Origin of the sequence: Xanthomonas pisi DSM 18956 (assembly GCF_001010415.1) — a bacterium.
Classification (GTDB): Bacteria; Pseudomonadota; Gammaproteobacteria; order Xanthomonadales; family Xanthomonadaceae; genus Xanthomonas; species Xanthomonas pisi.
This window is the reverse complement of sequence record NZ_JPLE01000073.1, coordinates 16,329-43,013: the sequence shown is the minus strand read 5'-3', so window position 1 is coordinate 43,013 and position 26,685 is coordinate 16,329. Positions and strand designations below refer to the sequence as shown.

Below are 26,685 nucleotides of genomic sequence, written 5' to 3'. Positions count from 1 at the left end.
GCGCCGACACGCTGCGCACCTGATCTGCAGCTGCGTTTGCGGCGCCTGCGGTGGTGCGCATCAAGGCCTCGGCCTGGTGGGCGCTGTCTTGGCGCAACCGCGCGGCGTGCTGCTCGGCCTGCTGGCGGTCTGCCTGGGCCTGTCGCTCCAACGCCTGGGCCTGCTCCAGCAAGGTGGCCTGTGCGGTATCGGGCAACCAGCGTGCGACACCGCGCAGTGCGGCGGCGGCGGTGTCCTGCGCTTGCGCCTGGGCCTGCAACGCCCAGCGTTGCGCGCTGGCATCCAGCTCACCGGCAACCGCACGGCCTGCGGCCAGCCCACGTCCGAGCGTGTCGCCACCGGCGTCCAGTGCCGTGCCTGCGGCGCTGCCGCCATGGCGGATGGCCGCGCCGCTCATCTGCATGCTGCGCGCCGCGCCGTCGCCGGCCGCATCCAGCGCCGCACCGCCCGCCCGTCCCAGCGCGGCGCTGTGTTCGCCCAGGCCACGCCCGATCTGCGCGCCGGCAGCGCCAGCCCGCAACACCCCGAGCGCCGGGCCGGCCAGGTAGAGGCTTTCCTGCAAGGTCAGCGCCTGCGCGCGGTCTACCAGCGCGCCATCCTGGCCCTGCATCTTGGCCGGCAACACCGGCTCGATGCGGCCGGCGGCCAGCGGCAGCTGCTGCAGCAGCCGGGCGGTATCGCCCTGCGCCAGCCGGTCCACGAACGCATGCACCGCCGGCTGCGCATTCAGCGGCACATCGCGGGTCAGCGCGCTGTCGAGCAAGGCCTGTCCCTCCGGCAGGGTGCGCACCAGGGTGGCGGTGTCGCCCATCACCGCGGCCAGCTGCTGGCGCCGCGCCGCATCCAGCCGGTGGATATTGTCCTGGATGCCGTTGTTGAGCATTTCGCCCTGGACTTGATAGGCAACGACGGTGTCGGCGGTGTCGTAGAGCTGCACACCCGGTGTGCTCTTGGCAAAGCGCTGGGCGGTTGCCGGATGCAAACCGGCGGCATTGAAGGTGGTTGCCGGCACGCCGCTCACCGCCGAGGCTGCCGAACCCATACCGCCACCCAGGGAATGGCCGGCGATTTCGAAATCGACGTTCTGCAGTTTCAACTGGGATGCCAAACGCATGGCACGATCGTAGTAATCGGTTTGCATGCCGACCGACTGCGGGAAGTTGTTGGCCAGAAAATCTTCGGCGCTGGTGTCGCGCAGACCATTGGCGGTTTTCACTTCCCCTGCAGAGCCTTTGTAGACCACGGTGGGCTTGTAGCCGGGGCCAAGGACTGCTGCATCTGGGAGGTAGATTTCGGCGCGGAAGCCGGATTTTTCGGGCCGGAGAAGATCCCGAAGCTCCTCGTCGTTTACCCTCGCCAATTCCGGCATGCCGCTACGAAGCCGATCAAGATTCTCGCTGCCGCGAAGCCATCCAGCTGGCGCCTGTCCATATCCCTTTGCAGAGTCGTAAACATCATCTGCCAGCGAAGCCATTTCATGCGCATGATAAAGCTGTTGCAACTCGGTAGCGCGCGCCGCAGCCTGCGCAGTGTCACTGGCACGCAAGTCCTCCAGCAGTTGCTCGCGTTGTCTGTGCAAGTCTGGCGTTTGCATGCAATCAATCCTTGTGCATGGAGGTCAAAGCAACGGGATATCTTTTTCTTCCGTTGGGAAGTGGAACGCCTTGCGCATGCGTTTGTAATGGTCCGGCATTGCAGGCCGCGCGTACCCACGCGCGAACAGCCATTGCTGGCACTGTCGCTGCCAGCTGGGATCCTTTGGATTTCCCGGATGCCAATAGATCGAAGTGATCGTGCGTGAGTCCAGTTTCCTCATCGCGGCACCTCCGGAATACTCAATACGCGGATCAGCACCGTGCTCCAATAACCAGAACGCTGGCTCGAATCCGCCCGTACCGACGTAGTTCTCGATAAGAGTCCCTCCCATTCCTGCCAATGCATTGACATCGGCACCGCGCTCGACCAACAACTGGATGTTCGGCCACTTGTCTTGCTTGATGAGCGCATGAAACAACAAGCTCTCGTTGTTCGCATTGCGCGTATTCGGGTCACCGCCATGATCCAGCAACAACTTGAGATAGATCGGATCGTCCTGCTCAGCTGCCCAAACCATTGCATTTGGGTTATTGCGCACGCCTCGATCCAATGTCTGATAGGGCAGCGCCACATTCGGATCGGCCCCATTCTCCAGCATCGCCTTCAACCCGGCCGGGCTGTGGGTGAAGATCGGCCAGAACAACAATGGATATCCGTCCTTGGAGAAGATGGTGTCCGGGTTCACGCCTTCGACCTTCATCAGCTGTCTTACTTCCTCGGCATCGCCCTGCTCGGCCGCCAGCGCCAGCGCCAATGCCTTGGGATCGGTGAAGTTGCGTTGGGGCGAATAGCGCGATTGCGCCGCTGGCGAGCAGCCGGTGATGGCCAGCAACACCATGCAGCAGAACCGGATTAAAATATGCGGTGGCTTCACGCGCGCCTCCGTTGCGGCTGATTGCACAGGTGCTGGATGGTAAGCCAGTTGGCCGCTTGCCGTGCGCGATCTGCCCCGCACTTTGTGTGGGCTGCATCATATTGGCGTTGTGGTGCGTGTTGGTCGGGCGTTTGCATGCGATCAATCCTTGCGCATGGAGGTCAAAGCAACGGGATATCTTTTTCTTCCGTTGGGAAGTGAAACGCCTTGCGCATGCGTTTGTAATGATCGGGCATTGCCGGTCGCGTGTATCCGTGTGCCAGCAGCCATTGCTGGCACTGTCGCTGCCAGCGGGGATCCTTTGGATTTCCCGGATGCCAATAGATCGAAGTGATCGTGCGTGAGTCCAGTTTCCTCGTCGCGGCACCTCCGGAATACTCAATACGCGGGTCCGCCCCATGCTCCAACAACCAGAAAACCCGCTCGAATCCACCGGTGCCCGCGTAATTCTCCACAAGGGTTCCTCCCATGCCCGCCAATGCATTCACATCGGCGCCGCGCTCTACTAACAACTGGATGTTTGGCCACTTGTCCTGTTTGATCAGTGCATGAAAAAGTAATGTCTCGCCGTTTGAATTATATGTGTTCGGATCCACGCCATGATCGAGCAGCAGCTTGAGATAGACGGGATCATCCTGCTCGGCCGCCCACACCATTGCGCGGTTCCGGTAACGTCCCTTGAACCGCGTAGTCTCTTGCAAAGGATGCAACTGCCCCGCGTTGGGATCGGCCCCATTCTCCAGCATCGCCTTCAACCCGGCCGGGCTGTGGGTGAAGATCGGCCAGAACAACAGCGGATGACCGTCCTTGGAGAAGATGGTGTCCGGGTTGACGCCCTCCACCTTGATCAGCCGTCTTACTTCCTCGGCATCGCCCTGCTCGGCCGCCAGCGCCAGCGCCAATGCCTTGGGATCGGTGAAGTTGCGTTCGGGCGAATAGCGCGATTGCGCGGCAGGCGAACAGCCGGTGATGGCCAGCAGCACCATGCAGCAGAACCGGACGAACAAATGCGATGGCATGACGCGCCTCCGTTGCGCCGTGCCCGCCGAGCGGCGGGGTGAGAGTTATCGCCGCTGGGCATGCGCTGCCACCGACCGTTGCGGCGACCACCACACTAGTGCAAGCGATACTAACGCACATAGCATAGCCCAACGCGGCGGCCTGGCAAGTCGGCGAGTCATCGATTCCACAGGTATAGCCGCAGTGGCAGACAGATGCGGCGAGGCGGCCGTGTAGCGGAAGAACGCCTCAGAGGGGCACACCTCAACGTGGCGATCGGCGGCCACAGAGAGTGGACGACGCGGACACCGGCGTGCGCGTGGGGCATGCCGGTGTCCGGAAAACCCGCGCCCTGCGGTGAGCGCGTCGTAGATGTGTCAACGGCTCTCAGTGGAGAGGTGCGATGCGCACCCCCAACTGGTTGGCCACCGGGCGTTCGCGCCCCGGAATGCCGGTGTGGATGGGGCGGTTGAGCGTGCGTACGCGCCCGTCGACGCGCGCGGCCAGGTGCTGGAACCGCCACCGTCCAGGTTGATGGCCGCGTGGGCGCCGAGTTGCTGCAGCACCGCGGTCAGCGCGTCCAGCGTCATGCCGGCGCTGTAGCCGGGCTGGCGGCCGTCGGCGACCACCATCCACAGGGTCTTGCCGGCGCGGTCCAGGCCCAGCGCGCTGCGCGGTTCGGGGCCGTCGTAGTAGTCGGCACGGCTGGCTTCGCGCGGTTGGTGTTTGCCATCGAGCAACAGCAGCGGGCCGGCGCCCACACCGACACGCGTGCCGGCTGGGCAACTGCCGCGCACGATGTGCACCGCGTTGCGCTTACTCACGCAAAAAGCGCCATCCACGCGCGCATCGCCGGTGGCGGCCGCCGAATCGAGATGGCCGTCGTCGATCGCCAGGCCTTCGGCGGTCACGCCCTGCCCGGCTGCCGGCACGAAGGCCTTGTCGAACAGATGCCCGCCATCGAACGGCAGGAAATAGTCGGCATTGATCGCCAGCGCCAGCCCGCCATCGCGCACGAAGGCGGTGGTCGGGTTGGCGAGAAATTCGCCACCGCCGCTGCGGTCGCCGCGCGTGCCGACCAGTTGCAGGCCCGGCGTGGTCAGGTCGATCCGTGCGATGTGCAGCATCACCGGCTGCGGCCCATCCACGCGCTGGCGCCAGTAGCGCACGCCCGGCGCCAGCGTGATCGGTTCCGCGGGCGCAGGCACCGCCTGCACCAGCGGCTCGATGCTCGCGCGGGCACGCGCCTGCGCGTGATCCAGCGCCGCCACCACCGCAGCGATGCGGGCCGGCGGCGTGCGCAACAGCAGGGCTTGCGCCGGTGCCGACTGCAGCAGCTGCGCCAGATCCGCGCAGCGCGCGCCGTTGCAGGGCTGCGCATCGATGCCGACCCGTGCGGGGCCATCGGCATCGTCGATGACCTGCAGGGCGATGCGATTGTGCTCGGCCGGTTTGCAGCGGCTGACCGCCGCCAGCACATCGTCGGGCCATTGGCCCCAGCAATCGCCGCTGACGACGGTCTCCATCGCCACGAACGGCGGCGTTGCCGCGGGCATGGCGGCTTGGTCGGCGGATGCATTGCCGATGGAGACGGCCATCAGGCAGGCGAGCAGCGTCGACGCGCAACGGCGATCAGAACGCATAGTCCACTCCCAGGTAGTACGCGCGGCCGTTATCCAGTTGCTCGCGCATCAGTTGCTGGTCGGCGCCGATGACGCGGGTCAGCCGCGCGTTGCTGAGATTGCGGCCTTGCAGGGTCATGCGCAGCTTGTCGGACACGCGCCATGCCAGCTGCGCGTCGTAGCTGGTGATGGCGTCGTAATAGCGGTCGTTGACGCGGTTGTCGGTAGCCGCCGACAGCAACTGCAGGCCGGTGTAGTTGGCGCTGACACGCGCACTGAACCGGCCGATGTCGTACAACAGCGAGGCATTGGCGCTGCGCTTGGGCGACTCCATCAGGCCGGGCAGCGCGCGCAGGCTGCCATCGCTCATCTGCACGTCGGCGGTGCGAGGGGCGAGCAGGGTCAGATTGGCCATCGCGCCAAGATGCGACCAGGCGCCGGGCAGAAAATCGAAGCGCGTATCGATGGCGGTGAACTCGACGCCGCGCACACTGGCCGCACCGGTATTGATCGCCTGGGTGGTGGTGACCTGATAGGTGCCGATCAGCCCGCCCGGATTGCGCTGCAGATCGGTGCTGGTGACGCGCACAATCTCGTCGTCGATGCGCTTGTGGAAGAGCGCCACCGACAGCTGCGTATCCTGATCCGGATACCACTCCAGCGACAGGTCCAGATTGTCGGCGCGGCGTGGGCGCAGCTGCGGGTTGGCGATGCTACGGTTGATGGTCAAGCCGGTGGTGTCCACCACCGGACTGCTGTTCTGGCCGATATCGCCGTAGGTGGGCAGGCCGATGCTGCGGCTGCCCGCCATGCGCAGTTTCAGCGCCGGGGTGATGTCCCAGGCAAGGTTGGCCGATGGCAACAGGAAGCGTCGGTCGCTGGCGTCCGATTGCTGCAGGTAATTGGTGGTGCTGCTCAGCGGCTGCGGCACTGCGCTGAGCACCTCGCGCTGCAGATACTCGTTGCGCAGGCCGAACGCGGCCTGCGTGCGCTGCCCATGCCAGGTGCCCATCAGGTAGGCCGCGCCATTGCGTTCGTCGATGCGGAAATCGCTGATCGCACTGTTGCGTGCATTGGTGCCTGCCAGTGCGTAGGCGCCTGGCGAGGCGTCCGCAAACGCAGCCACCCGCGCCGGATCGACCAGCAGCAGGCAACTGAAATGGGCGTACGGGCAGATACGTGCATCGTCGCTGCCCACGGTCGCCAGACTCACCCGCCCCACCGGATTGCGGCGTACTTCATCCAGATTGTACCGCTGTTGCAGATCGCGGTACTGCAGGCCGGCGCGCAGCCCCCACCCCTGCGCATCCGCATCGGCGTTCTGGCTGTAGTCGACCTTGACGGTGGTGGTGTCGGTGCTGCTCCTTTCCACCCGGGTCAGGAAGTACGACTGCAGGTAATTGTCCGGATTGCCGTAGTAGCCGGGGTCGACCAGGGCGATGGTCGGGCGCGTGTGGTCGCCCAGCGCGTAGCCGAATCCCAGCCGTGCGGAAGCGGCCGCGGTGAAGACATCTTCGCGCGTGTCTTGTCGATACTTGCCGGTGGCACGGTTGAACAACACATCGAGATGGCCCTGCTGATTGAGGCGGAAGCGGCCGCTGGCCTGCGCGTAACGCAGCGTGCGGGTCTGGTCGAAGCGGTTGGCATCGGTCTGTGCGCTGCCCTGCGCATAGCGGCCGTCGTCGGCATCGGCCACCACCGCATTGCCGACCCGGTTGATCCACTGCGAGCGACGTTGTTCGTCGTTGTCGTGTTCGAAGGAGCCGGCGCTCAACGCCAGTTTCACCACATCGCCATCGTCGTACTCCAGCTTGCCGAACACGCTGCGGCGCTGACGCACGTTGTCGTAGCTGAGCGGGCGGAACCGGTCCGGCGCGATCGCCATGCCGTCGGTGTCCAGCGTGGGGGTCAGGGTCTGCCGTGCGCCGTTGGCGTAATAGCTGTAGCTGTCGATGGCGGTGTTCAACGACGAGGAGTCGCGGCGGAAATAATCGGCCGACAGCACCACGCCGAAGCGGTCGTCCGGCCCGAAGGTGTCGCTGAAACTGCCCTGCACCTGCCCGGACGGGCCGCTGCCCTGCAGTTGCCGGCGGTTTTCCCAGTCGGCCAGGTTTGCGCGCACGGTGGCGAACGGGCCCTGGTGATCGAACGCGCTGCGCGTGCGCAGCGACGCGATGCCGCCGATGGCATTGCTGTCCATGTCGGCGTTGAAGGTCTTGTAGATGTCCACCTGCTGCGCCAGCGATGCGGGGATCACATCCAGCGACTGCACGCGGCGGCTGGTTTCGGTGGATGGCAGCGCCACGCCGTCGATCAGCACCGTGTTGTAGTCGGGGTTGAAGCCGCGCAGGCTCATGAACTGCGCTTCGCCGCGGCCGTTGTTGACCACCATCGACACGCCCGGCACCCGCTGCAGCGCCTCGCCCAGGCCGAAGTCCGGGATCGAGCCGATATCGTCGGCGGCCACCCCATCGGAGACCACCGCCGCTTCGCGCTTGGCGCCGATGGCCTGGCGGATCGACAGGTGCTGGCCGGAAACCTGCACGGTGTCCAGCTGTACCGGTGCGTCGCTGGCGGGAGCCGACGACGCCGGAATCGGCTCGACGGCATGGGCGTTCAGGCTGGTGCCGATACACAGGGCCAGCAAACAAAGACGGGGGCACGGGCGGGTGCTGAAGCGGGACATGGGACGGCCGGTCGAGGATGAGGCCGACAATTTAATAACTTACTGTGAATTAATTATTTCAGCCAGGGGCGGGTAAGCTAGCCGCTCCCCCCGTGACACTGCGTGCCATGCCCTCCACCGTCGCTTTTGCGCTGCCTCCGCACGCGCCAGCCCTGCCCGGCTTGAGCCTCAACGAGCGCGACATGCTCGACCGCCTGCGGCTGGCCGGGGTGCTGACCCGCGCCGACCTGAGCCGTGGCACCGGGCTGACCGTGCAGACCGCGGTGCGCCTGATCGAGGGCCTGCAGACGCGCGGCATGGTGCAGATGGGCAGCAGCATCGCCCGTGCCGGGCGCGGCAAGCCGGGCGTGGCGGTGTCGTTGAACCCGGGCCACGGCCACACCCTGGGCATCTCCATCGCCACCGACGCGCTGAGCCTGGCGCTGATGGATTTTTCCGGTGCGGTCCTGGCCGTCACCGACGTAGCGCTGACCGATACCACCTTGTACGGCGTGCTGGCGCAGCTGCAGGCCGCCGATGCCGCGGTGCTGGCGCGTGTCGACGCGGCAGGCCCGCGCCTGGGGATCGGCGTGGCGGTGAGCGGGTTCTTTACCGGCGTGGACAGCTTCATCAATCCGCCCGAGCCGCTGCGCGCCTTGGGCCAGATCGCGCTGTGTCCGTGGCTGGCCGAGGCATTCGCGCAGCCGGTGTGGATGGACAACGACGGCAGCGTGGCTGCGGCCGGCGAGGCCATGCTCGGCGTGGGCCGGCGATACCGCGATTTCGCCTACCTCTACCTCAGCTACGGCTTCGGCGGCGGGCTGGTGGTCGACGGCCAGGTGCTGCGCGGCGCGCGCGGCAATGCCGGCGAGTTCGCCGGCATGCTGCCTGCGCAGAAGCTCGAACGCGCCACGCTGGAACTGCTGCGCGAACTGCTGGCCGACGACGGAATCGCACTGCCGGACGTGCGCGCGCTACTGGCCGCCTATGACCCCACCTGGCCGGCGATCGAGCACTGGATCGCACGCAGCGCGCCGGGCGCATCGCTGGTCGTCTCGGCGATCACCGCGGTGTGCGACCCGGAAGCGATCGTCTTCGGCGGACGTCTGCCGGCGGATCTGGCGCAGCGCCTGATCGCCGCCGTGCAGATCGACAACCAGCCGCGTCGCGGCCAGGGCCGCCCGCTGCCGGCGCTGCTGCCGGCCGAAGCGCCGGCCGATGCCTGCGCGATCGGGGCGGCGACGCTGCCGTTGAAGGCGCGCTACTTCCGTTGAGTGAAGGTACCCCTGCCCTGCCGCGGGTGCTGACAGTCTGCGTTGCCGTTGTTCGTGCGTCGCAGAACACGCGTCAATCTGCGGTGGCAGTGCGCCCACGGCAGCAATAGCCGAACAACTCGACCGCCAGCCCACGTGCCTGTTGCTGCTGCTGTTGGGTAAGCGACTCCAGCAATTCGTCTTCTGCCTGCAACGGTGCCGATGGATCCAGCGCGTGGCCCGGCGGTTGGCGCGATGCCAGCCGCCACGCCGCCGCGTACACCGGGTCGGGCGCAAGCAACAGCGGCGATTCCACCACCTGCGCCAAGGTGTCGATGGCATCGCGATGGCCCGCCAAGGCCAGCGCTTCCAACTCGGCCACAATCGCGGCCATCTCCTGTTCGTCGCTCGCCGACAGTTGCGCAGGCATGCCGGCAGGTGCGCCGGCCACCGCACGTTGCAGCAACTCGGCCGCACGCCGTGCCAGCAGATAGCGTTTTGCATCGGCATCGCCATTTGCTGCAGCGGTGCGCAGCATTGCTTCGATCTGTAACTGCGTACCTGCAACGCAGCGATTGCTGGCCGACTCTGGCGCGGCTGCGCCAGCACCTCGGGCGATCTGCGCTGCGTGTTGCTCGCTACGTTCGCGACAGGCCAGTTGTTGCATGGCACTGTCGAACAAATCCAGCGGCGCATGCGCCAGACGTGGTGGCAGTGGAACGGCTGCACGCGCTGCATGCCCCATTACCGGGACGTTCTGCACGCTGCGCGCATCCGGCGTGCGGATTGCCCAAACGCCAGATGCAAGAAGTAGCGCTACCACACTCAGCACGGGCGCCACCGAGCGCATGTGATTGCCGCCGGGCACGCGCGCGTCTTGTCGCTGGCTGATCATCGTCACTGCCTTCAGCGCAATGCCGCTTCCAGCGTTGCGTGATCGAACTGCAGCGGATTGGCCTGACGCAAGCGTTCCATCGCCGCACTCGCCGCCTGCTCGCGCAGTTGCACTTCGATCTGCCCGCGCGCCGTTTCAAACGTGGCCGGCGTGCGCGCATCCACACGGATCAGGTGATAGCCCTGCGGGCCGCGCACTGGCGCCGACACCTGGCCCACCGCCAAGCCCTGCACCGATGAGACGAAGACATCAGCCACATTGCGCAGGAAGATCGACGACAGTTGCCCCCCCTCGGACGCAGTGGAGGCATCGTCGGATTCCCGTATCGCCAATTCGGCGAAGGGCGTGCCCGCATCGAGCTGCTGCTTGAGCTGCTGCGCACGTGCTGCTGCTTGCGCATCACTCAGCGTGTGACCGCGACGTGCATCGCCCTGCGGATCGAGCGCCACAAACAGGTGGCTCATGCGCACTTCGTCGTAATCGTGCGGATGTGCATCGAACTGGGCCTGCACTTGTCCTGCGTCGATATGCGCCGACTGGTATGCGCGCGCCTGCATCGCGTTGACAAGAATGGCGTCGGTGGCCTGGCGAATGCGCGCAGCGACGGCCGGGTCGTCCTGCACATCCGCCTGGCGCGCCTGCTCCACCAACAACAGACGATCGGCAAATTCGCGTACGAACGCCGGGTCCGCTGCGGTAGTCGGGTTGGATCCTTGTGGTAGATCGGCCAGGGCAAGCGCGCGATATTCCGGCGCACTGAACGACTGCTTGCCAATCTGCAGCACCGCGCCGGAGCGCGGGCGTACGCCGGTGCTGGCAGTGACATCGGCTGCCTGCGCCAGCGACGTGCTGGCGATCAGGCTCAGCGCAAGCGCGGCGGAAAAGAAACGTATAGGGAACATGCAAAAGATCTCCGTTTTTGGCAGGAACCGACGGCGGGAAGCCGCCGTCGGGGTCGCCGACCCGGATGGGCCGACCAACTGCATTGCCTAGTCGTGCTTGCCGCGCGCACGCAGGTAGGCGATGGCCGCTTTCGGGTCGTCGCTGGTGATCAGGCCAAAGGCCTCGTCGCGCACGATGAAATCCAGATTGCCGCGATTGTCGGCGGTGTCGCGACCACCGCCGTAGGAGAAATACAGATCCGACAACGCGTAGCAGCAGGCGCCGCTGTTTTGATAGAACTTGCCGGCAGACGGGCCGTCGGGAATCGCCTGGAACACGCCCACGCGATAGCCACGCTCGCGAATGAAATCGGCATCGCTCTGCAGCAGGCCGCCGAGTTGCTTGACGTTGATCTCCATCGTCTGGTGACCGTTGTTCATCCATGCCGAGATCGTCTGGCGCACATTGATCTTGCCCAGCATGTTGGTGGTGAACACCGGAATGCCGACCATGCCGCTGCCATCTGCACGGTAGGCATCGCGACTGGTGTACAGCGTTGCATTGACCTTGGCGGCCACATAGCTGCCCGATGCCACGCCGAACTGGCTCTCGGCGGCCTTGCGCACTGCGCGTACCGTGGCCGCATCCTTGATGTCGAACACCATCGGCGTACGCAGGTTGTGCTGCTTGTAATAGGCAAACAGCTCATCCACACGCGGTACGTGATAGCCGGTGGTGGTACGACGATCCGGCGTCAGCAGGAACAACTGGCTGACCTGCGACCACGGGGTGACCAGAATCGACGGGTTGACGCCCTGGTTGGTGATCGGGTCGTACTTCACTCCGGGATGTTGCTGCCACACGGTGGTGGTGCGGCCCAGGTTGTAGTCGTGCAGCAAAACCGGCACGCCATCGCTGGTGAGCTTGACGTCCAGTTCCACGCCATCCATGCACTGGTCGTTGGCGATCTGCAGCGAGCCGCGCGAGTTTTCCGGCATGTCGGCGATGCCGGCGTATTTGCCCCATAAGCCACGGTGCGCCAGCACAACGGTATTGGAGGAGTTGAACAGGATGCGTTGCATCTTGATGTCGGAGCTGTCGTTGCAGGCGGCCATCGCCAGCTGCGGCAGTGCAGCCAGCAGGGCCAGGGCGCCGAACAGGCGGCAGGCGCGCGCCAGCGGATGTGGAGCGAGGAGGGTAGGCATGGTCTCTGTGTCCCGGTTCGTAGGTGCAGGAAGGGCAAGGGATGGACGAGAGCCGACGGGTCGACGCAATCGGCGGACTCGCTTGCAGCGCACTCGCCAGCCGGTCGATACCGGGGAGAGGCCAAGCCGGGCGTGATCAGCGTTCGGCTTGCGGCCAATTTAGTCACCCTCGATGACTTAATTTCTTCGCTGGTGTTGCGGTTGTTCGCGATCGCGCAAGCATTGCGTGAAAAACGAAGTGGACGATGCGATCGCGTCGATGCCACGCAAGGACGCAGCGCGTGCATGGGCACTCAGCGCGTCGGGCGCGTGCGCGCCGAGGTCTGATGTGGCATTGCGCCTGGGTGGTCACGACGCTGGATCGCTGCCGGCATCCGCGCTGTGCGCACGGTCGACCGATAAAACCCCCGGACCTCACGTCGGCGGATGATCGTAGTGACCTGGCAACACAGACGCTGCCCGCTCCCAGCCTTGGCCAAAACGCAAAACGCCGGCACTAGGCCGGCGTTCTGCGACTGCTCGGTGACTATGCGTCAGTGACCCGACGCACCGCTGGCACCCAGGCCGGTTTCGGCGCGGATCTGCTGGGCCTTGAACGCTGCGCGTTCGTTGGCCGCCTGCGGGCTGTGATCCAGGATCGAGAACAGCCAGATGCCGACAAAGCCAATGGTCATCGAGAACAGCGCCGGCGAGGTGTACGGGAACGGCGCCGAACCGGCCGCGTTACCCAGCGTGTCCACCCAGACCGACGGCGACAGGATGGTGAGCACCAGCGAGGAGACCAGCCCCAGGAAGCCGCCGGTCACTGCGCCGCGGGTGGTGCAGTTCTTCCACAGCAACGACAGGATCAGCACCGGGAAGTTGGCCGAGGCCGCGATGGCGAAGGCCAGCGAGACCATGAAGGCCACGTTCTGCTTCTCGAACACGATGCCCAGCAGCACGGCGATCACGCCCAGCACCAGGGTGGTGGCGCGCGAGACCTTCAGCTCCGAGCCCGGCGCCGGATTGCCCTTCTTGATCACCGTGGCGTACAGGTCATGCGACACCGCCGAGGCGCCGGACAGGGTCAAGCCTGCGACCACCGCCAGGATGGTGGCGAAGGCCACCGCCGAAATGAAGCCCATGAACACGTTGCCGCCGACCGCATTGCCGACCAGCACCGCCGCCATGTTGGCCGCACCCTTGCCGCCGTGGATGGTGCCGGTGGTGACGTCCGCAAACTGCGGGTTGGTCAGGACCAGCGCGATCGCACCGAAGCCGATGATGAAGATCAGGATGTAGAAGTAACCGATCCAGGTGGTGGCCCACAGCACCGACTTGCGTGCCTGCTTGGCATCGGGAACGGTGAAGAAGCGCATCAGGATGTGCGGCAGGCCGGCGGTGCCGAACATCAGCGCCATGCCGAACGAGATCGCCGAGATCGGATCCTTGACGAAGCCGCCCGGGCCCATGATCGCAAGGCCGGCCTTGGCCGCGTCTTGCTGCGATGCGCCGCCATTGGCCGCAATGGCCGTCTTCACCCGCACGCCCTCGGCAAACAGCGCCTCGAAGCTGAAGTTGAAGTGCCACATGATCGCCACGGCCATGAAGGTCACGCCGGTCAGCAGCAGCACCGCCTTGATGATCTGCACCCAGGTGGTGGCGGTCATGCCGCCGAACAGCACGTAGATCATCATCAGCACGCCGACCAGGGTCACCGCGACCCAGTAGTCCAGGCCGAACAGCAGCTTGATCAACGCACCGGCACCGACCATCTGTGCGATCAGATAGAACAGCACCACCACCAGCGTGCCGGAAGCGGCAAAGCTGCGGATGGCGGTCGGCGCGAAGCGGTAGCCGGCCACGTCGGCGAAGGTGTACTTGCCGAGGTTGCGCAGCCGTTCGGCCATCAGGAAGGTCAGGATCGGCCAGCCGACCAGAAAGCCGATCGCATAGATCAGGCCGTCGTAGCCGTTGGCCATCACCGCCGCGGTAATGCCCAGGAACGAGGCCGCCGACATGAAGTCGCCCGCGATCGCCAGGCCGTTCTGGAAACCGGTGATGCCGCCACCGGCGGTGTAGAAGTCAGCGGCCGACTTGGTCTTGGCCGCCGCCCACTTGGTGATCCACAAGGTGCCCAGCACGAAGAAGCCGAACATGCCGATCGCCACCCAGTTGGTGGGCTGCTTGTCGACCTGGCCCATGTCGCCGCCAGCGGCCAGCGCGAGGCCTGCCGGCAGCAGGCCGGCCAGAATCAGGAGAAGGCGCGAAGTCTTGCTCATTTGCGGGCTTCCTCGAGGATCTGCGCGGTCAGCTGGTCGTAGGCGCTGTTGGCGCGACGCACATAGATGGCGGTGATGATGATGGTGAACACCATCACCCCGATCGCGATCGGAATGCCGATCGAGGTCACCCCGGCGCCGATCGGCTTGGCGAGGAATTCCTTGTCGAAGGCAATCAGGCCGATGTAGCCGTAGTAGGCGAGCAACATCAGCACGGTCAGCGTCCAGCCCAGCGTGTTGCGTTGGCGTTTGAGCGCGTGGTACTTCGGATTGGCATCGATCTTGGCGATCAGTGCGTCATTCGAGACGGTCATGGTCTGTCTCCTGGAGTGCGGGCGGCACGGCCCGCCCACATACGTGGCGGGCCGCCGGCGGGATGAAGCTTAGAAGCTGTACTTGGTGGTGAACTGCAGACGCGAGATGTCGCCGGAATCTCCGTTCTCCGCTTCGCGGCGGCCGTACATCAGCTCAGCACCCACATCCACCTTGGGCAGCGGCGAATAGAAGACGTTGGCGCGGATGCTCTGCTGCGACTTGCTCGCCAGCCCGCCGGTATTGGCGATGTCGTGGTCGTAATTCACTCGCGAATACATGATGGTGCTGCGCAGCTTGGCGTTGTAGTCGTGGCGCCAGGCCACCCAGCCTGCGATCGTGCTGACGGTCTGGATATTGCCGTCGATGTCGATCTCCACGTCCGAGCCGTTGCCCAGGCCCAGATAGCGGCCAAGACCTTCGCCATAGCTGAGCTGATAGCGCAGATCGTTGTTGGAGTTGATGATCCAGCGGCCGCCACCGGCGATGGCGCCGCCGAAGTCGGTGTCGTTGGTCAGCGCGCTGCGGGTGCGGTACTGGCGTGCGATCGCCGACAGTCCGAACGTGCCCCAGGTGCCCTTCCAGTTGTAGCGCATGGTCAGATCCGGCATCGCGCCGTGGTCCGAGGCCAGGATGGTATTGCCGCCCTGGTAGGGCGTGGTCAGCGTTTCGGGGTTTTCCGCCGACACGCTGAAAGCGCCGCGGGTGTAGCGGATCTGGGTCTGACGGCTGAACAGCGCGCCGTCGGTCGGCCCGACGATGTCGGCCGCCTCTGGCAGGATCGTGGCGTCGATGAAGTTGGACCAGGTCTGGCCAGCCAGCCAGTTGTTCCAGCTCATGTAGGCATGCCGCAAGGTGCCGCCGTACAGATTGTTGACCTGGTTGGCCAGCGCGTTGCCGAAGAAATCCAGTTCGATGAAACCGGTGAGCTTGTCGCCGTTTTCGGTGACCGTGTCCACGCCCAGGTTGAAGCGCGAGAACTTGGCATGGAAGTCGGTGTCGGTGCTCGACGCCTGCCCCCCGACAGGCGTCTGCGTCGGAATGTACAGGTAGCGCCCCACCGCACCTTCAGGCAATGCGCCGTCGCTGGTGCGGGTGGTCATGAAGTCGGCCTTGATGAAACCACCGTAACGGAACGTTGTCCCCGGCAACGCGTTCGGCGTGATGCTGGTCAGCTGGATCGGCTTCTTGCCGGCAGGAACCGCCGGCGCGGCAGGTGCCTGCGCCTGTGCAGCGCGGACCTCGGTGACCTGGGTCTGCGTCTGGGCGATCTGGCCCTGCTGCTGTTGCTGCGCAGAGACCAGCAATTGAACCTGGCGCTCGAGCTCGGCAATGCGCGCTTCCAGCGCCTTTTCCTTGGCCGTCTGCGCAAACGCCACGCCCGGCAGCATGATGGCCACGAATAAGGCGGCGGCCAGCGGTTTGCGCACCAACGGTGCAATACGGTGTGTCATGGAACCCTCTCCCCAATGAAGGCCTCGCGCTTGATGGCGATGCTGTGCGGAGCGTGAGGCAGTCCGCGGTTTGCAGCCTATTCGCCTTTGGTCGTAGCTGCAACGCAGCATTCCACAAGGTGACCGATGGTCGCACCAGGACTCGCAACGGATGTGCGCCAGCGCACGCCACCGGTTACGACCATGGTCTAACGCGCCGTTGACCACCGGGACAGAATGGATACGGCACACTGATTGCCTACCGAGGGCAGCCGCACCGCCCTCTCCCGACAAGTTCATCGCAAGTGAGGGTGCCATGGCTGATGTTTATCCCGTCGATCCCGCGTTCGCCAAGGGCGCACGCGTCGATGGCGAGCAGTACGCAACGCTGTACCGCGAATCGATCGAGCATCCCGAGCAGTTCTGGGGCAAGGCCGCACAGCGGCTGGACTGGTTCAAGCAACCGACCCAGGTCAAGGACGTCAGCTTCGCGCTGGACGACTTCCATATCCGCTGGTTCGGCGACGGCGAACTCAATGCCAGCGTCAACTGCCTGGACCGCCAGCTCGCCACGCGCGGCGACAAGACCGCGCTGCTGTTCGAACCCGACAGCCCGGACGCGGCGTCGTACCCGGTGACCTATCGCGAGTTGTATGAGCGCGTCTGCAAGCTGGGCAATGCGCTGCGCAATCTTGGCGTCAAGAAGGGCGACCGGGTCACCATCTACCTGCCGATGATCGTCGATGCCGCCGTGGCCATGCTGGCCTGTGCGCGCATCGGTGCGGTGCATTCGGTGGTGTTCGGCGGGTTTGCCGCCAACTCCATCGCCGACCGCGTGATCGACTGCCAGAGCAAGCTGATCATCACTGCCGACGAAGGCCTGCGCGGCGGCAAGAAGATTCCGCTCAAGGCCAACGTGGATGCGGCGCTGAAGATTCCCGGCACCAACACGGTCGAAACCGTGCTGGTGGTGCGCCACACCGGCGGCGCGGTGGAGATGCAGGCGCCACGCGATCGCTGGTTCCATGACGTGGTCGATGGCCAGCCGGCCGAGTGCGAACCCGAGCGCATGAACGCGGAAGACCCACTCTTCATCCTCTACACCTCCGGCTCCACCGGCAAGCCGAAGGGCGTGCTGCACACCACCGCCGGCTACCTGCTGTTTGCCAGCTACACGCACGAAGTGGTGTTCGACCTGCGCGAGGACGACATCTACTGGTGCACCGCCGACGTGGGCTGGGTGACCGGCCACAGCTACATCGTCTACGGCCCGCTCGCCAATGGCGCCACCGCGGTGATGTTCGAAGGCGTGCCCAACTACCCCAACGTCTCGCGCTTCTGGGAGGTGATCGACAAGCACCAGGTCACCTTGTTCTACACCGCGCCCACCGCGATCCGCGCACTGATGCGCGACGGCGAAGCGCCGGTCAAGAAGACCTCGCGCAAGAGCCTGCGCCTGCTCGGCAGCGTCGGCGAGCCGATCAATCCGGAAGCCTGGCGCTGGTACTACGAGGTAGTCGGCGACAGCCGCTGCCCGATCGTGGACACCTGGTGGCAGACCGAAACCGGCGGCATCCTGATTTCGCCGCTGGCCGGCGCCGTCGACCTCAAGCCGGGCTCGGCCACCCTGCCGTTCTTCGGCGTGCAGCCGGCGCTGGTCGATGCCGAAGGCAAGATCCTGGAAGGCGCCACCGAGGGCAATCTGGTGCTTCTGGATTCGTGGCCGGGCCAGATGCGCAGCGTCTACGGCGACCATCAGCGGTTCATCGACACCTATTTCCGCACCTATCCGGGCAGCTACTTCACCGGCGACGGTTGCCGTCGCGATGCCGATGGCTATTACTGGATCACCGGCCGCGTGGACGACGTGATCAACGTGTCCGGCCACCGCATCGGCACCGCCGAAGTGGAAAGCGCGCTGGTCTCGCACCCCAAGGTCGCCGAAGCGGCGGTGGTCGGCTTCCCGCACGACGTCAAGGGCCAGGGCATCTATGCCTACGTGACCCTGATCGCCGGCGAGACTCCGAGCGAAGACCTGCACAAGGAACTGGTGAGCTGGGTACGCAAGGAGATCGGCCCGATCGCCTCGCCCGATCACCTGCAGTGGGCCCCCGGCCTGCCGAAGACGCGCTCGGGCAAGATCATGCGCCGCATCCTGCGCAAGATCGCCGAAAACGCCCCCGACCAGCTCGGCGACACCTCGACCCTGGCTGATCCATCGGTGGTGGATTCGCTGGTCAATGAACGGCTAACGCGCTGAAGGGCCGGAATTAGGCATTGGGGAGTGGGGATTCGCAACAACGGGTTCCCAATCCTTCGCCATTCCTCTCCCTGGATATCCAGGATTGAGCGGCAATCGGGAGGCAGACGACTTGCAGACCGGCTGTTGCGAATCCCGACATCCCCGGTTCTACGACTCACGGCTCCAGAATCCCAACATCCCACGCTTGTGCGAATCCCGAATCTCCAATCCCCAATCCCGGCCCCTCAATGACCACCCTGCTGATTGCCGATGACCATCCCCTGTTTCGCGAGGCCTTGCGCGGGGCGGTGCAGCGGGTCATGCCGGGCGTGCAATTGTTCGAAGCCGACAACGTGGATGCGTTGTACACGCTGGCCGATGCGCAACCGGACGCGGACCTGCTGTTGATGGATCTCAACATGCCGGGCGCGCAGGGCTTCAGTGCGTTGGTGCATATGCGCTCGCTGCATCCGCAGTTGCCGGTGGTGGTGGTGTCCGCACGCGAAGAGCCCACGGTGATGCGGCGTGCGATCGATCACGGCGCGTTCGGCTTCATTCCCAAATCCGCTGACTCGGACACCATCGGCCGCGCCTTGGCCACCGTGCTGGATGGCGAACGCTGGATTCCGGCCGAAGCGCAGAACCTGCCGCCCACCGATAGCGAAGAGCGCGAGGTCGGCCAGCGGTTGCGCGATCTGACCCCGCAGCAGTTCCGCGTGCTGCAGATGCTTGGCGCAGGCCGGCTCAACAAGCAGATCGCCTACGACCTGGGCGTGTCCGAAGCCACCATCAAGGCGCACGTCACCGCGATCCTGCGCAAGCTCGGCGTCACCAACCGCACCCAGGCGGTGCTGATGGCCGGCAAGCTCGCCATCGATGCCGACGGCATCGTGCTGCCGCCGCCGGAAGAGGACTGACGCGCGCAGGGGTCGGCTGCGTGCGTGGGAGTTGGTCGGTAACGCTTCGTCGCGCCCGGCTGCGCTCCTACGTGCGATCCCGTCACCTCGGCCGTCGTCGGTGGTGGGCTATCGACGGATTGCCATGCAACGCGGCGCGTCACCTAGCGTAGGAGCGCACCTCGGCGCGATGCGCATTCTCGGCAATGCTGCATTTTGCAGAAGACAACCGATGCACGTAGGCGCGGACGAGCGTGATGGGCGTTGCCGGTAACACTCCGTCGCGCCCGGGTGCGCGCCTGCGGTTGCTGCTTGGCGGGTTTATTCCGGCGCGCGCACGAACAGGATGTTCAGATCGCGCATCGGAACGAAGTTGGCCTGCTTGAACTGGAAGGTCAACGGGTCGATCTTTTTCAGCTCGCCGTCGAAGCACAGGCTGAGGATGTCGCTGGCGGCCTGCTTGCGGATGGTCAGCTGAAACTCCTTGATCGGGCCGTTCCAGTTCTTGCCGGTGGTGAGCACGTAACGCAGATTGGCCCAGGCCAGGCCGAACTGGCCTTCGCGGCGCTGCATGCTGGCCTTGGTGGCCGGTTCGATGCAGGTGTCCTTTGCATAGGACTCCAGCAGAGACGTGCTGGGCTGCGGCACGCCGGTGGACAGACTGGGCACGTACGCATGCCGGATCTGCACGCTGCGGCGCGCCGCAAATGCCTGTTGCCAGACGAAGTACTCGTTGAGGGTGAAACGCGGTTGCGCATCGGTATCGACCCAGCGCGCGGGCAGCGGTTTGCGGCCCTTGGGCGGGCTGCCGGATTCGGTGAAGGCTTCCACGTCGTCCTGGGTCCATCCGGTGGCGGCGAACGCCTTGGAGATGTCGCTGCCGTCGTCCAGCAACACCACCAGCGTGCGCGTGGTGGCGACCGGCTTGCCGTCCACCCAGAGTTTGAAGTCGGTGAGCGCGCTGTGGTCGGCCATGCCGAAATACATCGGCGGCATCGGGAAGGCTACCGGCACGCTGAGGTCGCGCTCGCTGTTGTTGGTGAACACGTAGTCCACCTGCACGCGTTCTTCGCTGAGCAGCAGCGCTTCCTTGTCCATGCTGATGTCGGGCTGGTGCAGCAGCCGGATGGTGCCGTTGTCGTCGCCAAAACTGCTGTCGTTGGCGTGCGCGCTCGCGCAGACGAATACCGCCAGCAACAGCCGGCGCGCGATTGAACCCTTGTGCATCGCTCCCCCCGAAACCGGCACGCACCGACGCGCCGCGGTGCACAGCATGCCATGCACCGCACACCGGCAGATGGCAGCGTGCGACAGCTCCCTGCTGCCCCTCGCAAGGCCGGGCCTGCCGCGGTGTTTGGCGCGCGGCGCCGGCGTGTCATTGCCGATGCTGGCAAGCCCAAGTGTAGTTGCTTGATCGCAGCGGCAGAGCGCATCACGCCACTGCTGCGTGAGTCACCTGCAAGGCCTGCCGGCAGCCGCGTTTGCGCAAACCGTTCGTCTGGCGTTTTCCGATGGTGGCAAGCCCAAGCGCACCGGCGTGATCGCATCCACACCTGTGCACCGCACGACATCGCAGTTGTCGATATCACCATTGACCATGAGCTGATGCCTGGGCAAGGCTCGGGCATCAAGGACGCTTTGGAGATGGCATGGCGCGACGTTTTCCCTGGCTATGGATTGGCCTGCTGGTGGCATGTGCCTTGATTGCCGTGCTGGCGTGGCAGAACCGACAACTGCGCGTGCAGCAGCAGTGGCTGCAGACGCGCGTCAGCACGCCGTACGAGGGGATGTACGTGCCGCGCATCGAGGCGGTGGATGCACAGGGGCAGCGCCATCTGCTGGGTGCGCCGCAGGGGCAGCCACAGGTGCTGTTCTTTTTCACCACCACCTGCCCGTATTGCCAGCGCTCGGCGCCGACCGTACTGCGTGCGGCGCGGCAGTTGCAGGCCAACCTGCCGGGTCGGCCGCAGTTGCTGGGCGTGTGCCATTGCGATGCGGCGCAGGCCGCGCGCTATGCGCATGTGCATGGCTTCGATTTTCCGGTGGTCACGTTGACCGATCGTCGCGCGCTGATGCTGTTCCGCGCGCGCAACGTGCCGCTGCTGATGGCCATCGATGGAGACGGGCGCGTGCGCCATTCCCATGTTGGCGTCTTCGATACCACGGAGCGGGTGCAGGACCTGGTCGCCGCCTTGGGCCGCACGGATGCGCCAGCGGCTTTTGCAACGTTGAGGGAGTAATGCATGAAAAAGCGTTGGGTAAGCTTGCGCAGTGCGTTGATGGCAGCGACGTTTCTGGCCAGCACCGGCTTCGGTGCGTTTCAGGTGATGGCGGTCGGTAACGTACAGCCGAAAGTCGAATCGTGTAGTGCCTGGGCCTGCAAGGCCGAGTGTCCGGAGTTCGGCGGCGATCTGGGACAAGGCAACGTCTGCTACTGCTGCGGTTGAGTCCAGCGGCGGGGGCCCCACGGCCCCCCCCCCCCCGCGCGCACCCCCGCCCCCCCNNCCACACCCGCCTGACGACTGCTCGCTACGTTTTGTTAGCCACTCTTAGTGCCAGTGCGCCTGGTCCGCCGTGCGCCGCGCTCAGCCCAGCGCGCTGTACCGAAAATCGTGCAGCACCACCTCGCCTTGCTGCGCGGCATACAGGCCCAGCTGCAGGCTCAAGAAACCGCCGAACACGTTGTGATGGAATCCGGACACTTCCATGCGCGTGGGATGGCGCGTCCATTGCCGGCCGTCGTCGAACGAATACTCAAAGCTCACGACGTGGCGATCGTTGGTCAGCCGCACGCGGATGCGGCGATGCGTATTGGGCGCGCGCGCCCACACCAGTTCTTCGGAATATTCGTAGGTCTTCATGGTGTCGGCGGTGAAGCCGATGCCGACGAAGGCCTTGTGGTTGTAGAACAGCACGATGCCGCCTTCGGCATCGCCGACCAACTCCAGCGTGACCTCGGCCGCGTAGGCGCGATCGGGCATGCCGCAGGTCAGCGGCGCGCTGTCGATGGGCGATGTGCCCGCGCAGGTCAGCGTCAACGCCCTGTTGGCCCGCCGCACGCGCGCCTGCTCGCCCGGTTTGGGCGCGTGCAGGCTCCACTGGGTGCCGAATCGGTCGGTGGAAAAATCATCGGACAACGCCATGCCGGTGGCGATGGACGCACCGCCGGCGGCAGCGCGTGCCGGCGTGCGCAACGGCTTGGACAGGTCGCCGCCGGTGGCGCGAAACCAGCCGTCGGCGGTCCACTCGATCGGCTCCAGCAGGGTCTGACGCCCCAGGGTGCGGAAGCCGTTTTCGTAGCCGTGATAGACCAGCCACCAATCGCCACGTGGGCCCTGCACCAGCGTGGCATGGCCGCGCGACCACCAGGGCTCCTGTTCGGACTGGGTGCGCACCAGCGGATTGCGTGGGCAGTGTTCCCACGGCCCGTGCACCGAGCGCGAGCGCGCGGCGATGACCATGTGCCCGGTCACCGGGCCGGCGGTGCCACCGACGGCGGTCACCAGATACAGCCAACCGTTGTGCCAGGTGAGCTTGGGGCCTTCGGGCGCGAAGTTCTCCACCACCCAGTCGTCGGGATAACGCCACGGCGCATAGGCCGGTTCGAGTTGCCCATCGGTGGCCAGGCCGTCGTCGCGCAGGCGGATCTTGCGGATGCCGTTGACGAACAGATAGCGCTTGCCGTCCTCGCCCACCACGTGGCCGGGATCGATGCAGCCGGCGATGTTCAGATCGATCGGCGCGCTCCATGGCCCACGAATGTCATCGGCCCAGATCACGAAGATCGACCAGCCCTTGTCGTCGGGATTGGCCGGAATGTAGATGTAGTAGCGATCGTTGTGCTTGCACAGATCCAGCGCCCAGATCGTGCCCAGCTGTTTGCGCAGCGCCGGGCCGATCGGCGTCCAGTTGACCAGGTCGGTGGAATGCCACAGCACGATGCCGGGGTAGGAGAAGAACGACGAGAACGTCATGTAGTAGTCGTCGCCATCCTTGAGGATGGTGGGGTCCGGGTGATCGCCGGCCACGATAGGGTTGAGGTAGGTCCCGTTGCCCAGGTCTGCCTTGCGCTGGCCCTCGATGCCGCGCGCCCACTGCGGCGGATGCGCGCCGCCCATGGCGGGCGCCTGCGCGGCGGCCGGCAGCGGCGCGACCAATGCGCCTGCGGCCAGCACCTTGAACAACTCCCGCCGGGTCGTGTCTGGCATGCATCAGCTTCGTCGGATCAGGGTTGACATCTAGCCTGACGCGCTGCCACGAGGCAACCGCGCAAGCGGCGTTATAGGAATTGGTGATGCGGCATTCGGATTTTGAAATAGCAGCACTTGGTTGGCGTCGCAGCGTCAGGAACAACATCGCCGCGGTGCGTGTCTTCGCCGCGCAAGCGGGCATGCCCGCGATCAGGCCGCGCGAGTTGGCGGGGCCAGCGGCAGTGCAGCACCTGCGGATGAGCGCGCCCGGATGGGTGCTCGCTGGTCCGAGGCCATGCCGGTCTGCATCCTGGATGGCGCGCTGTTGCCGGCGCATCGTCGGCACCGGGATCGCTCCGGCCGACCAGCGGGTCCGGTCTTGCCATCGGCCAACCGACCACAGCGCGGGAGGCCAGGCCTGCAAGGCCAGCCACACCCCTCGCACAATCCCGCCCCCGATCCAGCCTCATCCCGCCATGCTGCACTGCAGCGTGATCTGTTCATTGATGATTGCGATATTCATATGCGAACAGCCGGGCGCCTGCCGGCTGGTGGACGTCGCAATGCAAAGCTGCCGCCTTTCAGAATCAGCCCGCGCCTGCGCCAGCCCTGCCGGGCGTCGCGCGTGAGCGCGCTGGCACGGCAACGCCTGGGCCGCACCGAGGTGCAGCTGTCGGCGCTGGGCTTTGGCGCTGCGCCGATCGGCAATCTGTACGCCGAGGTCGCCGAGGCAGACGCACTGGCTGCGGTGGCGGGCGCGTTCGAGGCCGGCATCCGTCACTTCGACACTGCCCCCTACTACGGCTACGGGCTCAGCGAAGCGCGCCTGGGCCGTGGCCTGGCTGGCCTGCCGCGCGCCGCCTACACGCTGTCGACCAAGGTCGGCCGCTGCGTCTACGACGACGCACAGGCGATCGCGGGGCGCGACGGTTTTGCGGTGGCCGGCCGCCGCGCCGAGTTCGACTACAGCGCCGACGGCATACGGCGCGCGTTCGCGTCCAGCCTGGAGCGCCTGGGCACCGACTACATCGACGTGCTGCTGCTGCACGACATCGGTGCCCTCACCCACGGCGACAACCACGCCCACGTGCTGCAGCAGGCCTTGGAGGAGGCCTTGCCGGCCATGGCGGAGTTGAAGGCGGCCGGTGCCTGCGGGGCGATCGGGCTGGGCGTCAACGAGCAGGACGTGGCACTGGAGGTGTTGCCGCGCTTCCCGATCGACTGCGTGATGCTGGCCGGGCGCTATACGCTGCTGGAACAGCACGGCGCGCGTGCGCTGCTGGACCAGGCGCAGCAACACGGCGTGTCGATCCTGTCGGCCGGCCCGTACAGTTCCGGGCTGCTCAGCGATGCGCGCGGCCCCGGCGCCACCTATAACTACGCTCCGGTGGACACCGCCACCTTGCAGCATGCACAGCGTCTGTATGCGGCCTGCGCGGCCTTCGACGTGGACATCGGCGCGGCCGCGTTGCAATTTCCGTTGGCGCATCCGGCGGTGACCACGGTGGTGGCCGGCATGCGTACCGTCGCCGAAGTGCAATCGGCCGCCGCGCGGTTGCAGGCAGCGATCCCGCCTGCGCTATGGCAGCGCCTGCGCGACGGCGGCCTGCGCGACGGCGGCCTGCTCGATGCGGAGCTGCCCACTCCATGAGCCGCGTCGATGCGCACCTGCATTTCTGGCACCTGGCCCGTGGCGACTACGACTGGCTGACACCCGAGCTTGCGCCGCTGTATCGCAACTTCGCGCCGCACGATGTGGACGAGGCACTGGATGCAGCCGGTATCGACAGCGTGGTGGTGGTGCAGGCCGCCGCAACCGAAGCCGAAACCTGTTACCTGTTCGAGCTGTCGCACGACACCCCGCGCATTGCCGGCGTGGTCGGCTGGGTGGATTTTGCCGCACCCGATGCCGCCGCACGCATCGGCGCACTGGTCCGCGCAGGCGGCGGTGCGCTCAAGGGGCTGCGCCCGATGGTGCAGGACATCGCCGATGCGCAGTGGTTGGCGGGCCCAGCCTTGGACGCCGCCTTCGATGCGATGCTGGTGCATGATCTTGCCTTCGATGCGCTGATCCGCGCCGTGCATGTGCCGGCATTGCAGGCGCGCTTGAAGCGTCATCCGCAGTTGCGCGTGGTCGTCGATCACGGCGGCAAGCCGCAGATTGCGGCCGGCGAGTTCGTTGCCTGGGCTGCCGGCATGGCCGCGTTGGCACAGCATCCCAACGTGCACTGCAAACTGTCCGGGCTGCTCACCGAGGCCGCGCGCGGTGCCGGCATCGATGCACTGGAGCCGTATGTTGCGCATCTGTTTGCGCGCTTCGGTGCGCAGCGCCTGCTCTGGGGCAGCGACTGGCCGGTGCTGACCCTGCGTGCCGATTACGCGCAGTGGTTTGATCTCGCACAGCAACTGGTCACCCGTCATGCCGCCGAACACGCCGCTGCGGTGTTCGGCGACAACGCACGCATGTTCTATCGTCTGCCACGGCCGGCGGCCCCCACCCACGGAACCCTATCGGTATGACAGTCTCCATTCCCACCACGCCCAATACCCGTCTGCAGGGCAAGCGTTGCCTCATCACCGCCGCCGGTGCCGGCATCGGCCGCGAAAGCGCGCTGGCCTGCGCACGCGCCGGCGCGCAGGTGATCGCCACCGACATCGATGCCGCTGCCTTGCAGGCGCTGGCGGCCGAATCGCAGGCGATCACCACCCACTTGCTCGACGTCACCGATGCCGCCGCCATCGCCGCGCTGGTCGCCGCGCACGGCCCGTTCGATGTGCTGTTCAACTGCGCCGGCTACGTGCATCAGGGCAGCATTCTCGACTGCGACGAGCCGGCCTGGCGCCGGTCGTTCTCGATCAACGTCGATGCGATGTACTACACCTGCAAGGCGGTGCTGCCGGGCATGCTCGAACGCGGTGCCGGCAGCATCATCAACATGTCCTCGGTCGCCTCCAGCATCAAGGGCGTGCCGAACCGCTTCGTCTACGGCGTGACCAAGGCCGCGGTGATCGGCCTGAGCAAGGCCATTGCCGCCGACTACGTGGCGCAAGGCGTGCGTTGCAACGCGATCTGCCCGGGCACCATCAAGACGCCGTCGCTGGGCCAGCGCGTGCAGGCCCTGGGCGGCGACGAACAGGCGGTATGGAAGAGCTTCACCGATCGCCAGCCGATGGGACGCCTGGGCGATCCGCGCGAAATCGCGCAGCTGGTGGTGTACCTGGCCTCGGACGAATCCTCCTTCACCACCGGCCAGACCCACATCATCGACGGGGGCTGGTCCAACTGAACGCGGCCGACGACACTGCCGTGCGGCGGCCAGACCCGTGGTCGCTGGCGATGGTTTCGCAGGCGTACTGAAG

21 protein-coding genes are annotated in these 26,685 nt (G+C 65.8%); 8 read left to right on the top strand and 13 right to left on the bottom strand.

Translation table 11 applies throughout. The annotated features are described in order from the left end of the window. The 5 genes from Y887_RS15375 to Y887_RS15355 form a co-directional block, all read right to left on the bottom strand. Window positions 1-1,474: Tle-like phospholipase domain-containing protein (locus Y887_RS15375; protein ID WP_046965178.1), on the bottom strand; the 1,474-nt coding region annotated here is incomplete at its 3' end. 144 nt (window positions 1,475-1,618) lie between these two features. Next, window positions 1,619-2,470 (bottom strand): ankyrin repeat domain-containing protein, encoded by an 852-nt coding sequence (locus Y887_RS15370; RefSeq protein WP_245879434.1) that lies wholly within the window; start codon window positions 2,468-2,470, stop codon window positions 1,619-1,621. Window positions 2,471-2,631: 161 nt separating this feature from the next. Further along, entirely contained in the window at window positions 2,632-3,489 is an 858-nt protein-coding gene (locus tag Y887_RS15365) for an ankyrin repeat domain-containing protein (protein ID WP_046965173.1), read from the bottom strand. Window positions 3,490-3,846: 357 nt separating this feature from the next. After that, window positions 3,847-5,112 carry a phosphodiester glycosidase family protein gene (locus tag Y887_RS15360; RefSeq protein ID WP_245879435.1) on the bottom strand — a complete coding sequence of 422 codons (1,266 nt, stop codon included), beginning with the start codon at window positions 5,110-5,112 and terminating at the stop codon, window positions 3,847-3,849. After that, a complete protein-coding gene (locus Y887_RS15355) occupies window positions 5,102-7,738 on the bottom strand; it encodes a TonB-dependent receptor (protein WP_248827424.1) in 2,637 nt (878 codons plus the stop codon). The genes Y887_RS15360 and Y887_RS15355 overlap by 11 nt, the downstream gene beginning before the upstream one ends. A 146-nt stretch (window positions 7,739-7,884) precedes the next feature. Here Y887_RS15355 and Y887_RS15350 point away from each other — a divergent pair, with 146 nt between their 5' ends. Next, window positions 7,885-9,030, top strand: a complete 1,146-nt coding sequence (locus Y887_RS15350; protein ID WP_046965177.1) for an ROK family protein — start codon at window positions 7,885-7,887, stop codon at window positions 9,028-9,030. A gap of 73 nt (window positions 9,031-9,103) precedes the next feature. Here Y887_RS15350 and Y887_RS15345 read toward each other — a convergent pair whose 3' ends face one another. The 6 genes from Y887_RS15345 to Y887_RS15320 all read right to left on the bottom strand — a co-directional run bounded on the left by Y887_RS15345 (window position 9,104) and on the right by Y887_RS15320 (window position 16,018). Continuing rightward, a complete protein-coding gene (locus tag Y887_RS15345) occupies window positions 9,104-9,859 on the bottom strand; it encodes a hypothetical protein (RefSeq protein WP_245879437.1) in 756 nt (251 codons plus the stop codon). 56 nt (window positions 9,860-9,915) lie between these two features. Continuing rightward, a complete protein-coding gene (locus tag Y887_RS15340) occupies window positions 9,916-10,806 on the bottom strand; it encodes a peptidylprolyl isomerase (protein WP_046965171.1) in 891 nt (296 codons plus the stop codon). Window positions 10,807-10,893: 87 nt separating this feature from the next. Then, window positions 10,894-11,901, bottom strand: coding sequence for a glycerophosphodiester phosphodiesterase family protein (locus Y887_RS15335; protein ID WP_084726065.1), 1,008 nt, complete (start codon window positions 11,899-11,901; stop codon window positions 10,894-10,896). A 623-nt stretch (window positions 11,902-12,524) separates the two neighbouring features. Next, entirely contained in the window at window positions 12,525-14,252 is a 1,728-nt protein-coding gene (locus Y887_RS15330) for a cation acetate symporter (protein WP_046965169.1), read from the bottom strand. Then, window positions 14,249-14,566, bottom strand: a complete 318-nt coding sequence (locus tag Y887_RS15325) for a DUF485 domain-containing protein (RefSeq protein WP_046965168.1) — start codon at window positions 14,564-14,566, stop codon at window positions 14,249-14,251. The genes Y887_RS15330 and Y887_RS15325 overlap by 4 nt, the downstream gene beginning before the upstream one ends. 69 nt (window positions 14,567-14,635) lie before the next feature. Then, window positions 14,636-16,018, bottom strand: coding sequence for a DcaP family trimeric outer membrane transporter (locus Y887_RS15320; protein WP_046965167.1), 1,383 nt, complete (start codon window positions 16,016-16,018; stop codon window positions 14,636-14,638). A gap of 295 nt (window positions 16,019-16,313) precedes the next feature. Between Y887_RS15320 and acs the strand changes: the two genes are divergently transcribed. Both acs and Y887_RS15310 read left to right on the top strand, forming a co-directional pair. Then, a complete protein-coding gene (gene acs / locus Y887_RS15315) occupies window positions 16,314-18,257 on the top strand; it encodes an acetate--CoA ligase (RefSeq protein ID WP_046965166.1) in 1,944 nt (647 codons plus the stop codon). A 230-nt stretch (window positions 18,258-18,487) separates the two neighbouring features. Continuing rightward, entirely contained in the window at window positions 18,488-19,156 is a 669-nt protein-coding gene (locus Y887_RS15310) for a response regulator transcription factor (RefSeq protein WP_005995494.1), read from the top strand. A gap of 300 nt (window positions 19,157-19,456) precedes the next feature. On the opposite strand, the gene Y887_RS15305 is transcribed toward Y887_RS15310, so the two are convergent. Further along, window positions 19,457-20,362 (bottom strand): DUF4424 domain-containing protein, encoded by a 906-nt coding sequence (locus Y887_RS15305; RefSeq protein ID WP_046965165.1) that lies wholly within the window; start codon window positions 20,360-20,362, stop codon window positions 19,457-19,459. 449 nt (window positions 20,363-20,811) lie between these two features. On the opposite strand from Y887_RS15305, the gene Y887_RS15300 reads away from it, so the two are divergent. Beyond that, a complete protein-coding gene (locus Y887_RS15300) occupies window positions 20,812-21,375 on the top strand; it encodes a peroxiredoxin family protein (RefSeq protein WP_181113180.1) in 564 nt (187 codons plus the stop codon). Between the two features lie 3 nt (window positions 21,376-21,378). Then, the gene (locus Y887_RS15295; protein ID WP_046965163.1) at window positions 21,379-21,582 is read left to right on the top strand and encodes a hypothetical protein; all 204 of its coding nucleotides are present in this window, start codon (window positions 21,379-21,381) and stop codon (window positions 21,580-21,582) included. Window positions 21,583-21,720: 138 nt separating this feature from the next. Here Y887_RS15295 and Y887_RS15290 read toward each other — a convergent pair whose 3' ends face one another. Then, window positions 21,721-23,343, bottom strand: a complete 1,623-nt coding sequence (locus tag Y887_RS15290) for a family 43 glycosylhydrolase (RefSeq protein ID WP_046965162.1) — start codon at window positions 23,341-23,343, stop codon at window positions 21,721-21,723. Window positions 23,344-23,950: 607 nt separating this feature from the next. Between Y887_RS15290 and Y887_RS15285 the strand changes: the two genes are divergently transcribed. Genes Y887_RS15285 through Y887_RS15275 form a run of 3 tightly spaced genes read left to right on the top strand, consistent with a single transcriptional unit; the run spans window position 23,951 to window position 26,612 of the window. Next, window positions 23,951-24,976, top strand: a complete 1,026-nt coding sequence (locus Y887_RS15285; RefSeq protein WP_046965161.1) for an aldo/keto reductase — start codon at window positions 23,951-23,953, stop codon at window positions 24,974-24,976. Then, window positions 24,973-25,845, top strand: a complete 873-nt coding sequence (locus Y887_RS15280; RefSeq protein ID WP_046965160.1) for an amidohydrolase family protein — start codon at window positions 24,973-24,975, stop codon at window positions 25,843-25,845. Before Y887_RS15285 ends, Y887_RS15280 begins: the two co-directional genes overlap by 4 nt. Beyond that, window positions 25,842-26,612 carry an SDR family oxidoreductase gene (locus Y887_RS15275; protein WP_046965159.1) on the top strand — a complete coding sequence of 257 codons (771 nt, stop codon included), beginning with the start codon at window positions 25,842-25,844 and terminating at the stop codon, window positions 26,610-26,612. Before Y887_RS15280 ends, Y887_RS15275 begins: the two co-directional genes overlap by 4 nt. Window positions 26,613-26,685: the final 73 nt, after the last annotated feature.

Coding starts and splice junctions, on each gene's coding strand:
- Y887_RS15325 (WP_046965168.1), bottom strand. CDS start 14,566: ATGACCGTCTCGAATGACGCACTGATCGCCAAGATCGATGCCAATCCG.
- Y887_RS15310 (WP_005995494.1), top strand. CDS start 18,488: ATGACCACCCTGCTGATTGCCGATGACCATCCCCTGTTTCGCGAGGCC.
- Y887_RS15340 (WP_046965171.1), bottom strand. CDS start 10,806: ATGTTCCCTATACGTTTCTTTTCCGCCGCGCTTGCGCTGAGCCTGATC.
- Y887_RS15295 (WP_046965163.1), top strand. CDS start 21,379: ATGAAAAAGCGTTGGGTAAGCTTGCGCAGTGCGTTGATGGCAGCGACG.
- Y887_RS15305 (WP_046965165.1), bottom strand. CDS start 20,362: ATGCACAAGGGTTCAATCGCGCGCCGGCTGTTGCTGGCGGTATTCGTC.
- Y887_RS15275 (WP_046965159.1), top strand. CDS start 25,842: ATGACAGTCTCCATTCCCACCACGCCCAATACCCGTCTGCAGGGCAAG.
- Y887_RS15360 (WP_245879435.1), bottom strand. CDS start 5,112: ATGCGTTCTGATCGCCGTTGCGCGTCGACGCTGCTCGCCTGCCTGATG.
- Y887_RS15345 (WP_245879437.1), bottom strand. CDS start 9,859: ATGCGCTCGGTGGCGCCCGTGCTGAGTGTGGTAGCGCTACTTCTTGCA.
- Y887_RS15320 (WP_046965167.1), bottom strand. CDS start 16,018: ATGACACACCGTATTGCACCGTTGGTGCGCAAACCGCTGGCCGCCGCC.
- Y887_RS15290 (WP_046965162.1), bottom strand. CDS start 23,343: ATGCCAGACACGACCCGGCGGGAGTTGTTCAAGGTGCTGGCCGCAGGC.
- Y887_RS15280 (WP_046965160.1), top strand. CDS start 24,973: ATGAGCCGCGTCGATGCGCACCTGCATTTCTGGCACCTGGCCCGTGGC.
- Y887_RS15335 (WP_084726065.1), bottom strand. CDS start 11,901: ATGGCCGCCTGCAACGACAGCTCCGACATCAAGATGCAACGCATCCTG.
- Y887_RS15330 (WP_046965169.1), bottom strand. CDS start 14,252: ATGAGCAAGACTTCGCGCCTTCTCCTGATTCTGGCCGGCCTGCTGCCG.
- Y887_RS15365 (WP_046965173.1), bottom strand. CDS start 3,489: ATGCCATCGCATTTGTTCGTCCGGTTCTGCTGCATGGTGCTGCTGGCC.
- acs (WP_046965166.1), top strand. CDS start 16,314: ATGGCTGATGTTTATCCCGTCGATCCCGCGTTCGCCAAGGGCGCACGC.
- Y887_RS15350 (WP_046965177.1), top strand. CDS start 7,885: ATGCCCTCCACCGTCGCTTTTGCGCTGCCTCCGCACGCGCCAGCCCTG.